Annotated in this window: 16 protein-coding genes; 11 read left to right on the plus strand and 5 right to left on the minus strand. The window is 61.4% G+C overall.

Going from position 1 to position 14,296, the window contains the following annotated elements; all coding sequences use genetic code 11:
- Nucleotides 1–5 precede the first annotated feature (5 nt).
- Entirely contained in the window at nucleotides 6–1,259 is a 1,254-nt protein-coding gene (locus tag OW521_RS21975; protein WP_268021585.1) for an aminotransferase-like domain-containing protein, read from the minus strand.
- Nucleotides 1,260–1,357: 98 nt separating this feature from the next.
- Here OW521_RS21975 and OW521_RS21980 point away from each other — a divergent pair, with 98 nt between their 5' ends.
- Both OW521_RS21980 and OW521_RS21985 read left to right on the plus strand, forming a co-directional pair.
- On the plus strand, nucleotides 1,358–1,927 hold the full coding sequence (locus tag OW521_RS21980; RefSeq protein WP_268021586.1) for a CGNR zinc finger domain-containing protein: 570 nt from the start codon (nucleotides 1,358–1,360) through the stop codon (nucleotides 1,925–1,927).
- A gap of 86 nt (nucleotides 1,928–2,013) precedes the next feature.
- Nucleotides 2,014–2,835 (plus strand): alpha/beta fold hydrolase, encoded by an 822-nt coding sequence (locus OW521_RS21985; protein WP_268021587.1) that lies wholly within the window; start codon nucleotides 2,014–2,016, stop codon nucleotides 2,833–2,835.
- Between the two features lie 50 nt (nucleotides 2,836–2,885).
- Here the strand turns inward: OW521_RS21985 and OW521_RS21990 are convergent, their stop codons facing one another.
- Nucleotides 2,886–3,518 carry a LysE family translocator gene (locus OW521_RS21990; protein ID WP_268021588.1) on the minus strand — a complete coding sequence of 211 codons (633 nt, stop codon included), beginning with the start codon at nucleotides 3,516–3,518 and terminating at the stop codon, nucleotides 2,886–2,888.
- Nucleotides 3,519–3,596: 78 nt separating this feature from the next.
- Between OW521_RS21990 and OW521_RS21995 the strand changes: the two genes are divergently transcribed.
- Nucleotides 3,597–5,165 carry an LCP family protein gene (locus tag OW521_RS21995; protein ID WP_268021589.1) on the plus strand — a complete coding sequence of 523 codons (1,569 nt, stop codon included), beginning with the start codon at nucleotides 3,597–3,599 and terminating at the stop codon, nucleotides 5,163–5,165.
- 123 nt (nucleotides 5,166–5,288) lie between these two features.
- The gene (locus OW521_RS22000; RefSeq protein WP_268021590.1) at nucleotides 5,289–6,158 is read left to right on the plus strand and encodes an SGNH/GDSL hydrolase family protein; all 870 of its coding nucleotides are present in this window, start codon (nucleotides 5,289–5,291) and stop codon (nucleotides 6,156–6,158) included.
- Nucleotides 6,159–6,166: 8 nt separating this feature from the next.
- On the opposite strand, the gene OW521_RS22005 is transcribed toward OW521_RS22000, so the two are convergent.
- Complete coding sequence (locus tag OW521_RS22005) at nucleotides 6,167–6,586, minus strand: VOC family protein (RefSeq protein ID WP_268021591.1); 420 nt, start codon at nucleotides 6,584–6,586, stop codon at nucleotides 6,167–6,169.
- Nucleotides 6,587–6,754: 168 nt separating this feature from the next.
- Between OW521_RS22005 and OW521_RS22010 the strand changes: the two genes are divergently transcribed.
- Nucleotides 6,755–7,417, plus strand: a complete 663-nt coding sequence (locus OW521_RS22010; RefSeq protein ID WP_268021592.1) for a LysE family translocator — start codon at nucleotides 6,755–6,757, stop codon at nucleotides 7,415–7,417.
- Between the two features lie 8 nt (nucleotides 7,418–7,425).
- Here OW521_RS22010 and OW521_RS22015 read toward each other — a convergent pair whose 3' ends face one another.
- Nucleotides 7,426–7,800: a VOC family protein gene (locus OW521_RS22015; protein ID WP_268021593.1), complete on the minus strand. Its 375-nt coding sequence runs from the start codon at nucleotides 7,798–7,800 to the stop codon at nucleotides 7,426–7,428.
- Between the two features lie 153 nt (nucleotides 7,801–7,953).
- Here OW521_RS22015 and OW521_RS22020 point away from each other — a divergent pair, with 153 nt between their 5' ends.
- Both OW521_RS22020 and OW521_RS22025 read left to right on the plus strand, forming a co-directional pair.
- On the plus strand, nucleotides 7,954–8,352 hold the full coding sequence (locus OW521_RS22020) for a DUF3054 domain-containing protein (RefSeq protein ID WP_268021594.1): 399 nt from the start codon (nucleotides 7,954–7,956) through the stop codon (nucleotides 8,350–8,352).
- Between the two features lie 58 nt (nucleotides 8,353–8,410).
- Nucleotides 8,411–8,692 carry an Lrp/AsnC family transcriptional regulator gene (locus OW521_RS22025; RefSeq protein ID WP_268021595.1) on the plus strand — a complete coding sequence of 94 codons (282 nt, stop codon included), beginning with the start codon at nucleotides 8,411–8,413 and terminating at the stop codon, nucleotides 8,690–8,692.
- A 28-nt stretch (nucleotides 8,693–8,720) separates the two neighbouring features.
- Here OW521_RS22025 and trpD read toward each other — a convergent pair whose 3' ends face one another.
- A complete protein-coding gene (gene trpD / locus OW521_RS22030) occupies nucleotides 8,721–9,779 on the minus strand; it encodes an anthranilate phosphoribosyltransferase (protein WP_268021596.1) in 1,059 nt (352 codons plus the stop codon).
- A gap of 148 nt (nucleotides 9,780–9,927) precedes the next feature.
- Here trpD and ctaE point away from each other — a divergent pair, with 148 nt between their 5' ends.
- From ctaE to qcrB, 4 genes are all read left to right on the plus strand, one after another.
- The gene (gene ctaE / locus OW521_RS22035) at nucleotides 9,928–10,566 is read left to right on the plus strand and encodes an aa3-type cytochrome oxidase subunit III (protein WP_442781189.1); all 639 of its coding nucleotides are present in this window, start codon (nucleotides 9,928–9,930) and stop codon (nucleotides 10,564–10,566) included.
- Nucleotides 10,567–10,654: 88 nt separating this feature from the next.
- Nucleotides 10,655–11,443 (plus strand): cytochrome bc1 complex diheme cytochrome c subunit, encoded by a 789-nt coding sequence (qcrC, locus tag OW521_RS22040; protein WP_268021598.1) that lies wholly within the window; start codon nucleotides 10,655–10,657, stop codon nucleotides 11,441–11,443.
- A gap of 98 nt (nucleotides 11,444–11,541) precedes the next feature.
- Nucleotides 11,542–12,612 (plus strand): cytochrome bc1 complex Rieske iron-sulfur subunit, encoded by a 1,071-nt coding sequence (gene qcrA, locus OW521_RS22045; RefSeq protein ID WP_268021599.1) that lies wholly within the window; start codon nucleotides 11,542–11,544, stop codon nucleotides 12,610–12,612.
- On the plus strand, nucleotides 12,590–14,263 hold the full coding sequence (gene qcrB, locus OW521_RS22050) for a cytochrome bc1 complex cytochrome b subunit (protein WP_268021600.1): 1,674 nt from the start codon (nucleotides 12,590–12,592) through the stop codon (nucleotides 14,261–14,263). Before qcrA ends, qcrB begins: the two co-directional genes overlap by 23 nt.
- Nucleotides 14,264–14,296 lie beyond the last annotated feature (33 nt).

Genomic DNA, 14,296 nt, shown 5'->3' on the forward strand with positions numbered 1-14,296 from the left:
CAGGTCTATTGCACGAGGGCCGCGCCCGCCTCGGTGCTGTAGGTCTTGATCGCGCGGGAGAGGCGTTGTATCCCTTCGGCTATGACTTTCGGCGGATTGGTGACGTAAGACAGGCGCAGAGTGGTTTGATCAGGATCGTGGGCGTAGAAGGCGGAGCCGGGCACAAACGCTACGCCCTCTTCAACGGCCAAGGGAAGAAGATTGCTGGTGTCGATGTCGTTCCCGAGGCGGACCCACAGGAACATTCCTCCGTCGGGGTTTGTCATGCTCGCTCCTTCGGGCAGTATCCCGGTGAGTTCTGCGTGCATGGCGTCACGGCGTGTTTTGTATACCGCGTTGAGGCGCCGGATATGCTGATCGATGTCGTTCGTGGCAAGGTAATGCGCGACCGCCAGTTGGTCGGTTACCGGTGACTGCAGCCCGACCGCTTGTTTTACGATGGCGACGCTTCGGAGGATTGGCCCTTCTCCCCGGATCCAGCCCACCCGGAGGCCCGGGGCCATGATTTTCGACATCGAATTCAACAGCAGGGTCTGGGCGGGCATTCCGGGGAGCGCGGCGATTGGACCCACTGGGTCACCGGAGTATCGCAGAGGTCCGTAGGGGTCATCCTCGACCAGCGCTGTTCCCGTGCGAAGCAGGACCTCGGCCACTTGATGGCGGCGGGCGGCCGGCATGCACCCGCCAGTGGGGTTTTGGAAGGTCGGGATCAGGTACACGAATTTCGGCTGATGCCGTTCTATGAGCTGTTCCAGCTCGTCCGGAAGTACTCCGTGCTCATCCGTAGGAATGCCGATCATCTGCGCCCCGGACAGCGCGAAAGCCTGGACGGCAGCAAGGTAGGTGGGCCGTTCCACGAGAACAACGTCTCCGGAGTCCAGAAGTGCTTGACCGATCAAGTACAGGCCCTCCTGGGAACCGGAGGTGATCTGGATCTGTTCCGAGGTAGTCGGCAGTTGGCAGGACATGCGCGCGGCGGCCTGCTCCCGTAGAGCCGGTTCGCCTTCTGTTGAGGCGTATTGCAATGCCTTGCTGGCTTGATGGGTGAGAACATGGTCAAAAGCTGCCCTGATTTCCTCGACGGCGAACAGCCCGGGGTCTGGGATGCCTCCGGCAAATGAAATGACGTCTCCGCGCGACAGGATGCTCAGAATTTCACGCACCGGAGATGATTGGACGCCCCGGAGCCGGTCTGCCACCGGAAACCTCCACGGCAGCGGAGTCCTGCTCCCGGGGTCTTTCTCGGTCGATTCGTTCATCGTTTGCACCGGTACCTTCCTGTATGAGCGCGCTCGCCACGGCAGGGGTGTTCATCCTCAGTTGTCGCGCGGCACTCCCAGTGTGATGTCATTGGTCTATGCCGTTCAACCATGACAACATGATCGGAGTCCGCCTTGCCGAGGACCTGGTCAACCTCGACGTCGACGGCGCGTGGACTCGCGATGCGGTTTCGGCCACACTTACGCGTTCTCTGGTCCGCATCGTGGACCTCGACGACGAACTCACGGAGCTTCACGACTGGACGCGCCGCCTGCGGGGGGTGTTCGCCGCAACCGACACGGACGCGCGGTGCGAGTTGATCAACGAATTGTTGGCCGTCGGGGTGCGTCAGGTTCACCTCGCGACGCACGACGGTTTTCCCCCGCATCTCCATTTCGCCCAAGACGGGCACCGCCTCACCGAGCGAGTGCAGGCGGCGACCATCGGCGGCCTCGCGATCTTCGCCGTCGAGGCCCGCGTCGGTCGCATGGGCATTTGCTCACGCCCCGGATGCGAGCACGCCTACGTCGACACCAGCCGGAACGGTCGACGCGCCTACTGCTCGGCAATTTGCGGCAACGCCCACGCAGTCCAGCGTTACCGCGAACGGAAAGCAGCCGATCGCCGCGGCGCCGACCACGGATCGAGGCACCCGGAACGGGTATGACTCGATGAAGAAGCATCGCCACCCACCGACAACCGCGCCGTGGCCCGACTACGGTCAACGAGAGTCCCTTTAGAAAGGAGCAAGTCATGGGTGAAACCTTCAACGCCGTGGACGGCGTCCGGATTTCCTTCCAGGAATCGGGTGCTGGCCCCACCATCGTTTTGGTCCACGGCTCAGGGCTTTCCCGCGCGATCTGGCGGGGTCTCGGCTACACGAAGGCGTTGGAGGAGCGATTCCACGTGGTGACCCTGGACCTACGGGGACATGGCCGCAGTGACAAACCGCATGACGAAGACGCCTACAGTATGGATCTGCTCGTCGGAGACCTTCTGGCAGTCCTGGATGCCGCGGGTGCGCCGTCTGCCCACTACTTGGGGTATTCCGCTGGCGCGAGAGTCGGATTCTCACTGCTGGCCAGCAGTCCCGAGCGTGTCAAGACATTCACTGCTGCAGGCGGCACCTACCGCTCGCCGGCCGGGCAAATCGAATCGATCTTCTTCCCCGGATATGACGAGGCCCTGGACCAGGGCGGCGTGCCCGAATTTCTGCGCCAGTGGAGCAGTGCCGCAGGCCGTGAGATAGATCCGCAGACCGCCGCAGCCTTTCTGGCCAACGACCCCGCCGCCCTGCGCGCCTACTTCCGGCGCAGTGAAGAGGAACCCGGAATCCCGGAGGAGGCTCTCCGGAAGATCGACACCCCCACCTTGCTGCTCGCGGGCACGGAGGATCCGCTCCGGCATGCGGACTCGGAACGAGCGGCCCGACTCATGCCCAAAGCCCAATTCCATGCCCTGCCGTACTCACGGCCAGACTCTGACTCCCGCCAGCCCCGTCCTCAACATGGTCAACTCATTTATTGGATCGACTCGAGAGTAACGGGCCAGGAAACGGTCGTCACTCCCCCGTAGCCGCGATCGAGTCCGCCGGGCGCAGGAGAGATGGCGCAAAGAAGGGACTGTTAACTACTTGCTGAAACCGCAGTCCCCACGCCTAGCACCGCGAGTATCGCAGCGGAGGTCCGTTCCAAGGTCTTGGTCACGGTTGGTCGTTTCAGCCAGAGAACGGCCTTGGTAGCCACGAAGGACAGGATTCCGAAGTAGATCATCGAGATCGCAAAGTCGATGACGCCGAGCATCATCGTCAAGCCGAATGATTCTTCACCGGAAGGCAGGAACTGGGGTACAACGGCGAGGAAGAACAGTCCAACCTTCGGATTGAGCAGGCACGATACGAGCCCGGCGAAGAAACTTGAGCGCATTTGGCCGCTGACTCCAGGGCCGCCGTGTTGTTGCGATGCTATTTGCGAGCGGCGGCTGTGGACAAAGGCGCTGACTCCCAGGTAAATCAGGTAAAGACCACCGATGATCTTCACCACTCTGTAAGCCTCGGCCGACTGCTCAAGCAGGGCTGCCAGTCCGATGCCCGCAAGACCTGCCCAGAAAATGCTGCCGAGCGAGGAACCGAACGCCGCTGAGAGGCCGGCTTTGACGTTTGACAGGCTGCACCTGAGCACGAGGAAGGAGTCTGGGCCAGGGGTAAGGGCCAAAATAGCGCACAACCCGACGAACGCCGCCAGTGAACTCAGAGTCATTTTCCCATTCAACCATTGCCGGGGATTTGTGCTGCGCGTAGCGGGGCGCACGGAACCTTCCCAGACGTCCCAGCTACAATGGGGGCCGTCCGTCATTCCCCCGGAGAGGTAGTCCCCCTTTTGGTAACTCGCCACGATGCACCCAACCCGGAATCGGGTCAGTCCGCACCTGTCGCCTATCCGGGGCAGGGCAAATTGGTTACCCGCAGCCGGCGTTTCAGCTATCGTCGGGCGCCGCGCTGGTTCAAAATCACGAGCATCGTGGTGGCCGTCCTGCTGCTTGCCGTCGTTGCCTTCGGCGGATATTGGGCGTGGAGGCTTCAATCCAACATTTCGACGTCTGCCCTGGGTGCCGGTGGCCACAGATCGGAAGGCCCTGTAGATGACCGGAAGGACCGCTTGCAGATCCTTATTCTCGGTACCGACACCAGAAGCGGTAATAACGGACAATTCGGGACGACGGACCAGTCATCCGGCTATGGGCAGTCCGATGTAATGATGCTGCTGGACATTTCCGCAGACAATAATCACGTCAACGTGATCAGCCTTCCCCGGGACCTGCTAGTCGACGTGCCCGCCTGCACTGACAATAAGACCGGACAGCACTACGCAGAACGCCAGAACGCCATGATCAACAGCGCAATGGCCGAAGCCGGCATTGGCTGCGCCGTGGACACCGTGAACAAGCTGACGGGCCTGGAGATGGACCACTTCATGATGGCCGACTTCAACGCCGTCAAAGAACTCTCCAATGCGGTCGGTGGCGTGGACGTCTGCGTGAGCTCTGCCGTGAACGACCCCGACTCCGGACTTCACCTGCCCAAAGGCACGTCACAGGTCCAAGGGGATCAGGCCCTGGCCTTCCTGCGCACTCGCCACGCATTTACGGATGGCGGTGACCTCGGGAGAATCAAGGCCCAACAGGCGTTTCTTGGTTCGCTGACCCGCAAACTCAAAGCCGACGGTACACTCGGCAACCCGCAGAAGATGCTGGGAATCGCCGACACGGTCACCAAAAACCTGACCGTCGACGACGGCCTTGCTTCCGTTCCTGCTTTGCTGACCATCGCCGACCGACTGAAGAACATAGACCCGGCGAAAGTCAACTTCATCACGTTACCGAACGTGCCAGCGGCGTCGGATCCGAACAGACTCGACCTCGATCAACCGGCTGCCAGCAACTTTTTTGCCGCCTTGAAACAAAGCGCCGACCTTAGTCAGCCTGCCGCTAGTGCTGCCCCCTCCCCTGCTCCGACCACCGAAACTCCGAAAGCGGCCTACAACAAGGCGCTTCAGCCGATCACCATCGCCAATGGAACAGGCGTGAGCGGCAGGAGCCAGGACATCGCAGCGCTGCTCTCCTCCGGTGGATTCACGAAGGTGGCCCGGATTCAGGGAGATGCGAGGCCGCAAACCATGGTCTACTATGGTGCCGGGTTTGCCGATGTCGCCGCGGACGTTGCCGCCATGTTCGGGTTGCCAGCGGCGAGTATGCAGCAGGTTCCCAGTGTCCAGGGAGTCCAGCTTTACGCCGGGCAAGACTTCGCCACAGGGAGCAAACCGACGCTTCCGGCGCCCAAGCCGAACGATGTGGTTGCCCAGACCGCCCAAGACCAGACGTGTCAGGCAACCAACCCCGCGGGATAGACGGAGCACAACTCCACTGCGAACTTCAGCGGCCACACTGCCCCCACCGGGCGATCTTGACGGAATCTGCGGTGGTCCCGGGCTTGTCTGGTGCGGCGGCTGAATGAGGGTCAGTATGAGAGCATGAGCGATTCCAGTCAGGAGCACGCCGAACCCGGCCGCCCCGCGACTGTGCGCCAGGGTCTGCACCCGTGGAATCGATTTGTGGCAATTGGAGACTCCTTCACGGAAGGAGTGGGCGATCCGGAACCGCGCAACCCGGGCGGCCTCCGGGGCTGGGCCGACCGCGTTGCCGAAGAACTCAGCGTAGGCCATCCGGAATTCACCTATGCCAATCTTGCAGTCCGTGGTCTCCTGTTGCGCCAGATACTCGACCGGCAACTGGGGGCGGCGATGGCACTGCGGCCCGACCTGGTAACGCTTTCGGCAGGCGGCAATGATTTGGTCTTCCGTGGAAGCGATCCCGACCGCTTGGCGAATGAACTGGATCCCGCGGTCGGGGAGTTGGTGTCCACAGGTGCCACCATCGTGCTTTTCACTGGTCCGGATTGGGGGTCAACCCCGGTTCTGAGGCACAACCGCCGCAAGGTTGCCATCTTCAACGAAAATCTTCGGACAATTGCAAGCCGCTACGACGGCGTGGTTGCCGATCTGTGGGCGCTGCAGTTGGCAAGTCCGACAATGTGGGACCCGGACCGCTTGCATTTCTCGCCCTTGGGACACCACACAGTGGCGATGACGGTTCTGAAGTCCCTCAATGTCGAGGACTCCCTGAGTCCATCTGAACCTAAGACATTGCCCGCGGGCAGCTGGAAGGAAGCCAGAACAGACGACATCGTCTGGGCGAGGGAGTACCTGGCCCCGTGGGTATTGCGGCGCATCACCCACCGGGCACCGGTCCAGCCTCGAGTGGCAAAGCGACCAGAGGCTGGGCCTGTTTTTACCGCCGGGGTTTGGGACGGCGGCGCCCTGCGAAAGCGGCTGCTACCTTGAGGTTCCCGTTACTGGGGCTGCTCCCCGGTGACGTTGACCAGCCACGCAATTCCGAATTTGTCGGTCAGCATTCCGAAAATATCGCCCCACGGCGCCTTCTCCATCGGAACCGTGACCGTCCCGCCGTCGGCCAGTCCCGACCAATACCCGCGAAGCTCGGCTTCATCGTCTCCGCTGAGGGACACGGAAATGTTGTTGCCCGGGCTGTAGTCCATGCTGTTGGGAGTGTCTGCAGCCATCAGTAGAAGTCCGTTGTCGGTCTTGAGCGCCGAGTGCATGATTTTGTCGCTTTCGGCCGGGTCTTCGCTGGCGTGGAACTCCGCGAAGGTGCTCTGGGTCAGGTCCCCGCCGAAGACCGACTTGTAGAAGGCCATGGCCTCCCTGGCACTGTCCCGAAAGCTGATGTAAGGATTGAGGTTCGTGGTCATTACATGGCTCCTCAGTTGTTGTGGCAGCGGATTCAGCTGCCTTTGCGTCATGCTAACAGCGCCTGCCCGAAGCCTCCACAGGAATTTGCTCCGCGCCGGACGCCTTGCGAATCAGACCACCTGCACGGAGCCTGAAAAATGCCCGACGGCGGCTGGCTATCATAGAGCATGACCATCCCCGCCGCTTTGGCTTCCTTCGCCGTCGTTGCCGCGCTGCTCACTATCATTCCGGGAATGGACACGGTCCTCGTGCTGCGCACTGCCATCAGCCGGGGCCGGGTTCCGGCGTTCGCCGCAGCCGGAGGGATCTGCACAGGCACGATGGTGTGGGGTGTTGCTGCCGCCGTCGGCGCGTCTGCTTTGCTCGCTGCTTCGGAAACCGCATTTCTAGTCCTCAAATTGGCTGGTGCCGCCTATATGGCGTGGCTGGGCTTGTCCATGCTGATCAAGAGTTTCCCGCGAGTGGCCCTCGCCTCAGCTCCCGACCTTGCCCCGGCCACGGCCGAATCCATGGCGCAGCCCCGGCCGGCAAGCGGACGCTCTCCATGGCTGACTGGCATCACGTGCAGTCTGCTGAATCCGAAAGTAGGAGTGTTCTACATGGCGATGATCCCGCAGCTTTTGCCGCCGGGCGCTTCGCCGTTGCTGATGGGCATACTTCTGCCGACGGTCCACAGCATTGAGGGCATCTTGTGGTTCGCGGGCATCATCGCCGCAACCCATTTTGCCCGCAGATGGCTCCAATCACCTGTGGTGGGCAAAGTCACGGACCGCATCGCCGGCGTCGTACTCATCGGGTTCGCGGCCAAGATCGCAACAGACCGGGTTTGACACGCTCCCTAGGTTCCTGATGGCTCGCGGCCGACGAGTCCCACCGTGTTGCCTTCGCTGTCCTCGATGAACGCCATCCACTCGTCAGTTCCGGCGGGTCCAAGGCTCCCGTCAACGTGGCTGTAGATGAGCTGTGGTTCCTGAACGACCTTGACTCCTGAGGCACGGATCCTTTCAATCGAGGACCTGACATTGGCCACGTCAAGATAAATAAGCGACGTCGGAGCGCCCTTATCCAGGAGGAGCCGAACCCCGTTCAAATCGAAGAACAGGAGCCCAGGTGGATCGAACCTTCCTGTTGGCTCGCTGCCCAAGAGCCGCGAGTAGAAAGCGGCTGCCCGGTCGAGGTCGACGGCGCGCTGGGCAACTTGGATCAACCGCATTATTTACCTCCAGGGACTGGCTTCGTTCCAGGTTTGGTAGCCACATCTTCCCTGCAGCTGGGCTTTGGTACAAGGCTTTGTTCCCGGGCGTTCGTCCAGGACCTGAGCCCCATCGGTTAGAGTTCGGCATCCCTGCGGGATAGGGTCGTTTCCATGCCTGCTGCAAAACCCACCCTGGTCCGGACTGCCGTCATCGCCGCACTCGTTGATGCCGTTCTCATACTGGTTTTCGCGGCCATTGGCAGGGACGCACACCAGCGCGCCGATGTCTTGACGGGGGTCTTCTCGACGGCCTGGCCGTTTCTTGCGGGAGCTGCGATAGCGTGGCTTTCCGCGAGGATCTGGCGGGCGCCGTTCGCGATCTGGCCGTCCGGCGTCGTTGTATGGATCGGAACCGTGGCCGGCGGCATGCTGCTGCGCGCAGTTACTGGCCAGACCGTAGTACTTGCCTTCATCATCGTTGCTTTGATCAGCTTGGCGATACTGCTGCTTGGCTACCGTGCCGTGATCGCCCTTGTGTCCCGGGTTCGTCGACGGAGCGGTAAGCCCTGAGCGCCAACCCATGCACTAGGCTTGCATCGTCCACTGCCGCACTTCGGAAAGGCCCCCAGTGATCACCGCTTTTGTCCTGATCAAGACCGACGCTTCACGTATCCCGGAGACGGCCGAGGAGATTTCCGCCATCCAGGGCATCAGCGAGGTCTACTCCGTCACAGGAGAATGGGACCTTATTGCCGTGGCACGTGTCGCCAGGCATGAGGAGCTGGCGGACGTCATCGCAGACAAGCTCTCCAAGGTTCCTGCAGTGGTTCACACCACCACGCACATCGCATTCCGCGCATACTCCCAGCACGATCTGGACGCCGCTTTTTCCTTGGGCTTCGAGCAGTAAACGCCAAAACCCCTGGCGCCTGGCCGGCTCAGTTTTGAGTGAGTCCGACCCACGTGTCCAGCACCCGGGCGGCTGCTCCGGAGTCAATGGACTCGGTGGCCCGCAGCCATGCCGATTTCATGCGGTCCAGGAACGGTCCTTCGGCAGAAGTGTTGAAGGCAACCAAGCCGGCAGCGGCGTTGAGCAACACGGCATCTCGGACCGGGCCCGGCTTCCCGCCCAGTACTTCGCGCACGACGGCGGCATTCGCCTCGGCGTTGCCGCCTCTGAGATCCGCGACGGTTGCCAAGGCGATCCCCAGGTCGGCCGGCGAGAACAGCAGTTCGGTAACTTCCCCGTTCCTGATTTCCCACACCGTGGATGGACCTGTGGTGGTCAGTTCATCGAGACCGTCTCCTCCGCGGAATACGAGTCCGCGACTCCCCCGGCGTGCCAGGACCCCCGCGATCAGCGGCGCCATGGTGGCATTGGCCACCCCGACGGCTGAAGCCTGGACATGGGCCGGGTTGGTCATCGGTCCCAGGAAGTTGAAGGCCGTGGGGATGCCGAGTTCTGCCCGGACAACTCCGGTATGCCGGAATGACGGGTGGAAAACCTGCGCGAAACAAAAAGTGATTCCAGCCTCCTCAGCGTTGCGGGCAACGCGCTCGATCGGCAAGTCGAGCCTCACGCCAAGGGCTTCCAGGACGTCAGCGGAGCCTGACGACGACGACGCCGCCCTGTTTCCATGCTTGACGACGCGCGCGCCCGCACCCGCGGCCACAAGTGCAGCCATGGTGGAGATGTTGACTGTGTTGAGTTGATCGCCCCCGGTGCCCACGATGTCCAGCTTTTCGCCCGGGATACTCACGGGGTTGGCGTTGGAAAGCATCGCCTCAACCAGTCCTGTGACTTCCTCCACAGTCTCCCCCTTTGCGCGCAACGCAACCAGGAAGCCGGCAATCTGGGAAGGGGCGGCTTCCCCGGACATGATCGTGTTCATGGCCCATGCTGTGTTCTCGACGGAGAGGTCATGCCCCTTGATCAGGGCGGAGATGAGTCCGGGCCACGAGTTGCTTGCCTGCTGTGCAGATGCCTGTGAAGTCACCACTTGATGCTAGCGATCCACCCGGCTCCATGACCAATGCGAACCACTCAGGGAACTTTTCCGCGCGAATTCGCGTGTTTGTAGAAAAAGTCCCCCCAAAAGGCGGTTCGCATTGGGAAGTCCGGACTTTTACAGACATAATGTCTTTGTGACATCTGCGACCCATGCCCCCAGTACCCCGGCGCACCCGACGCTGAATCGCCCCAATCTGGTTTCCGTTGGAACCGTTGTGTGGCTTTCCAGTGAGTTGATGTTCTTCGCCGGTCTCTTTGCCATGTACTTCACCCTGCGATCAACGTCAGGTGCGTTGTGGGCTGAAGAAACCGGCAAGCTCAACTTCCCGTTTGCGCTTGTCAACACGATCGTCCTTGTGGCCAGTTCCTTTACTTGCCAGATGGGCGTCTTCGCTGCCGAGCGACTCGAGCCACGCCGTCGAGGCGGCGTGTTTCAGCTCACCCGCTGGGGCATGACCGAGTGGTTCATCCTGACGTTCCTCATGGGCTCCTTCTTCGTTGCCGGGCAGACCACCGAATACGCCATGCTCGTTTCGGAGCACGTCACCCTTTCGGCCAACGCCTACGGTTCCTCGTTCTACATCACGACCGGCTTCCATGGTCTCCACGTCATCGGCGGCCTCATAGCCTTCCTGTTCATCATCGGTCGCGCTTACGCGGCCAAGAAGTTCGGGCACTTTGAAGCGACCTCTGCAATCGTCACCTCGTATTACTGGCACTTCGTGGATGTTGTGTGGATCGGGCTCTTCCTGGTCATCTACGTCCTGAAGTAGCCAAGCACTGACTCTTGTTCCGCAAGAGGATGAATTTTCAAAAAGCGGCTCACGGAGCCGACGCAGGATCGAATAAAGGAACCACCACGTGAAGGCACTCTCGCAGAAGCGACGTCATCCACTGGCAGCCATTGCGCTGCTGCTGATGGGACTCCTCGTCACTGGTGGGCTCTACGCCGTTGCCACAACGGTCAACCAGGCGAAGGCAGACACCACTACCTTGAGCGCAAGCGACGCCCAGGAGGGTGGCAAGCTGTTTGCCGCCAACTGCGCCACCTGCCACGGCATGGGCGCCAGCGGAACCAAGGACGGCCCTTCGCTGGTCGGCGTGGGTGCGGCTGCGGTTGACTTCCAGGTTGGCACCGGCCGTATGCCCATGCAGATGAACGGACCCCAGGCACAAGAAAAGCCGAGGCAGTTCAACGACCAGCAGACGCAGCAGCTGGCGGCTTACGTCGCTTCGCTCGGCGCCGGCCCGGCCATTCCCGATGCAGCACTGCTTGACGAAAAGGGAGATGCCGCCAAGGGTGGCGAACTCTTCCGCGTCAACTGCGCTATGTGCCACAACGCCGCAGCTGCCGGCGGTGCGTTGACCCGCGGGAAGTTCGCTCCGGCCTTGGCTGGTGTCTCCGGCCAACACATCTATGAAGCCATGGCGACCGGTCCGCAGAACATGCCCGTCTTCAACGACGCCAACATTTCTCCTGAGGGCAAGCGCGACATCATCACCTTCCTGAAGAAGATCGAAGCCAACGGTTCGCCGGGTGGCGCCGACCTCGGTTCGCTGGGTCCGGTTTCCGAAGGCCTCTTCGTCTGGGTTGCAGGCCTTGGCGTCATCATCGCCTTCACCATCTGGCTGACGTCGCGTACGTCTTAGTCCAGGCGCACTAAAAGCTTCTGCTGTCCCCACAGCAGTTTTGAATTGAACATTAACCCGGTTCCGGCCGGGACAACGAGAGAAGGATGAGGCGAATTATGGGCAACCATAGTGACGGCAGTCCGAACCACTCGGGCACCGTAGCTACGGCTGGTCAGAATGTTGTGGAGAAGTTCCAGGATCCTGGACTTCCTCCGCACCGTTTGCGCCTGGCTGACACGGACCCGAGAGCCGCTAAGCGAGCCGAGCGACAGGTAGCCATTCTGTTTGGCATCTCCGTCATCGGCACGGTGATCTTCCTGGTGTCGTACTTTGCCATCGATCTTGGGCAAGACTCCACGATCGCAACGATCCGCACGCAAAACCTGTTGCTTGGCCTTGGCACCGCATTCGCGATGCTCGGGATCGGCACCGGCATCGTGCACTGGGCCAAGGCCCTCATGCCGGACCACGAGGTATCGGAAGAGCGCCACGCCATCCGCACTGAGGAAGACCGCAAGGCCGCCGTACGGATCGTCGAGGACATCGTCGAGGAAACCGGCATCAAGCGTCGCCCCCTGATCCGCAACACCCTTTTGGGCGCTGTGGCACTGGCACCCCTCCCGGCCCTGGCCGTTTTTGGTGACCTTGGACCCCGCCCGGACGACAAGCTCGCACACACCATGTGGGCACCCCAGGACGGCAAGCTCAAGCGCCTCACCCGCGACCCCGACGGAACCCCGATCAAGGCATCGGATGTAACCATCGGTTCTGCGTTCCACGTGATCCCCGAAGGACTTAACGAGCTCCAGGAAGGCAAGCTGAACGCGAAGGCCAAAGCCGTCGTCCTGCTCATGCGCCTCAACCCGGGCGACCTGACGATCTCCAAGGGCCGTGAAAACTGGAGCTACAACGGAATTGTTGCCTATTCCAAGATCTGCACCCACGTTGGTTGCCCGGTTGCTTTGTACGAGCAGCAGACGCACCACCTGCTGTGCCCGTGCCACCAGTCGACCTTCGACCTCACCAAGGAATGCAAGGTTGTCTTCGGACCCGCCAGCCGTCCGCTCCCCCAGCTGCCCATCGCGGTCGACGCTGAGGGCTACCTCGTAGCCACGAGCGATTTCAAAGAACCTGTAGGACCGAGTTACTGGGAGCGTGACGAGCATGAGCGCCTCATCAACAGCTGAAGTCCCCTTCGTACCCACGACCAAAGTTGGCCGTATCACCGACTTCGTTGACGAGCGCGTCGGCGGATCCGGAATCCTGCGTGAGTTCGGCCGGAAGGTCTTCCCTGACCACTGGTCCTTCATGTTCGGTGAAGTGGCGTTGTATTCCTTCGTCATCCTGCTCATGTCGGGTACGTTCCTGACGTTCTTCTTTGACCCGTCCATGGCGGAGACCCACTACTCGGGTTCATACACCCCGCTGACCAATGTCGAAATGTCCGTGGCGTACAGCTCCTCGTTGAACATTTCGTTCGACATTCGCGGTGGCTTGTTCTTCCGCCAGGTGCACCACTGGGCGGCGTTGCTCTTCGTGGCCTCGCTTGGTGTGCACATGCTGCGCGTGTTCTTCACGGGTGCTTTCCGCAAGCCGCGTGAAATGAACTGGGTTGTGGGTGGTGTCCTGTTGATCCTGGCTATGGCTGAAGGCTTCACGGGATACTCCCTCCCCGACGACCTGCTCTCCGGTAACGGCCTGCGCATCATCGACGGCGTCATCAAGTCCATCCCGGTGATCGGAACATACATCTCGTTCTTCCTCTTCGGGGGCGAGTTCCCCGGAACGGCCATCATCGGCCGCCTGTACGTGCTGCACATTCTGCTGGTGCCGGCCATGATCCTTCTGATGATCGTCATCCACCTCTTCATGGTTGTTGTCCACAAGCACACGCAGTACCCTGGCCCCGGCCGCAGCGACGGTAACGTCGTTGGCTACCCCCTGGGCCCGGTCTACGCCGCAAAGGCCGGAGGCTTCTTCTTCATCGTGTTCGGTGTCGTCGCGCTTATGGCTGCGATGTTCACTATCAACCCGATCTGGAACTACGGTCCGTACGACCCCTCCCCTGTGTCTGCCGGTACCCAGCCTGACTGGTACATCGGATTCGTCGATGGTGCACTGCGTCTTATGCCGGGTGTCGTCAACGACTTCCACTTCGAGTACGTCATCTTCGGCCACGTGCTGACGCTGAATGTCCTCCTCCCGGCCCTTGTTCCTGCTGGCATCATTTTCACCGTGCTCTTCATGTACCCGTGGATCGAGCGGTGGATCACCAAGGACAACCGCGAGCACCACGTCCTTGACCGTCCTCGCAACGCTCCAACCCGCACCGCCATCGGTGTCGCAGGGTTCACCTGGTACTGCGTCATGTGGGCCGCTGCAGGTTCGGACCTCATCGCAACGCACTTCCACGTTGCCCTGAACGACGTTACGTACTGGCTGCGCACGCTCTTCTTCCTTGGCCCGATCATCGCGTTCATGGTGACCAAGCGCGTGGCCCTTGCGCTTCAGCGCAAGGACCGCGAGATCGCCTTGCATGGCCGCGAAACCGGTCGCATCGTGCGCTTGCCGCATGGTGAATTCATCGAGGTGCACGCACCGCTGGACGACTATAAGCACTACAAGCTCGTCGGCTTCGAGTCGCCCGTCCCCCTGCCGGCTGAGCCGAACGAGCACGGTGTGGTCACTCCGAAGGAAAAGCGCCGCGCGGCACTTTCCAAATGGTTCTTCGAAGACCGTGTTGCTCCGGCAACGCCAGCCGAGCTTGAAGCCGCACACGGTCATGGCCACCATGAGGCCATCGAGTCCGGCGAAGAGCACAAGAGCCTGAGCCATTAGTTCTCGGCGATAGCAAACGAGAGAGGGCCCCGT

The sequence above is a fragment of the Arthrobacter sp. MMS18-M83 genome, assembly GCF_026683955.1.
In the GTDB taxonomy this organism is placed as follows: domain Bacteria; phylum Actinomycetota; class Actinomycetes; order Actinomycetales; family Micrococcaceae; genus Arthrobacter.

Bases quoted from the DNA above. Each gene is read 5' to 3' on its own strand.
- OW521_RS21975 (WP_268021585.1), bottom strand. From the start codon at position 1,259: ATGAACGAATCGACCGAGAAAGACCCCGGGAGCAGGACTCCGCTGCCG.
- OW521_RS21980 (WP_268021586.1), top strand. From the start codon at position 1,358: ATGCCGTTCAACCATGACAACATGATCGGAGTCCGCCTTGCCGAGGAC.
- OW521_RS21985 (WP_268021587.1), top strand. From the start codon at position 2,014: ATGGGTGAAACCTTCAACGCCGTGGACGGCGTCCGGATTTCCTTCCAG.
- OW521_RS21990 (WP_268021588.1), bottom strand. From the start codon at position 3,518: ATGACTCTGAGTTCACTGGCGGCGTTCGTCGGGTTGTGCGCTATTTTG.
- OW521_RS21995 (WP_268021589.1), top strand. From the start codon at position 3,597: ATGGGGGCCGTCCGTCATTCCCCCGGAGAGGTAGTCCCCCTTTTGGTA.
- OW521_RS22000 (WP_268021590.1), top strand. From the start codon at position 5,289: ATGAGCGATTCCAGTCAGGAGCACGCCGAACCCGGCCGCCCCGCGACT.
- OW521_RS22005 (WP_268021591.1), bottom strand. From the start codon at position 6,586: ATGACCACGAACCTCAATCCTTACATCAGCTTTCGGGACAGTGCCAGG.
- OW521_RS22010 (WP_268021592.1), top strand. From the start codon at position 6,755: ATGACCATCCCCGCCGCTTTGGCTTCCTTCGCCGTCGTTGCCGCGCTG.
- OW521_RS22015 (WP_268021593.1), bottom strand. From the start codon at position 7,800: ATGCGGTTGATCCAAGTTGCCCAGCGCGCCGTCGACCTCGACCGGGCA.
- OW521_RS22020 (WP_268021594.1), top strand. From the start codon at position 7,954: ATGCCTGCTGCAAAACCCACCCTGGTCCGGACTGCCGTCATCGCCGCA.
- qcrA (WP_268021599.1), top strand. From the start codon at position 11,542: ATGGGCAACCATAGTGACGGCAGTCCGAACCACTCGGGCACCGTAGCT.
- qcrB (WP_268021600.1), top strand. From the start codon at position 12,590: ATGAGCGCCTCATCAACAGCTGAAGTCCCCTTCGTACCCACGACCAAA.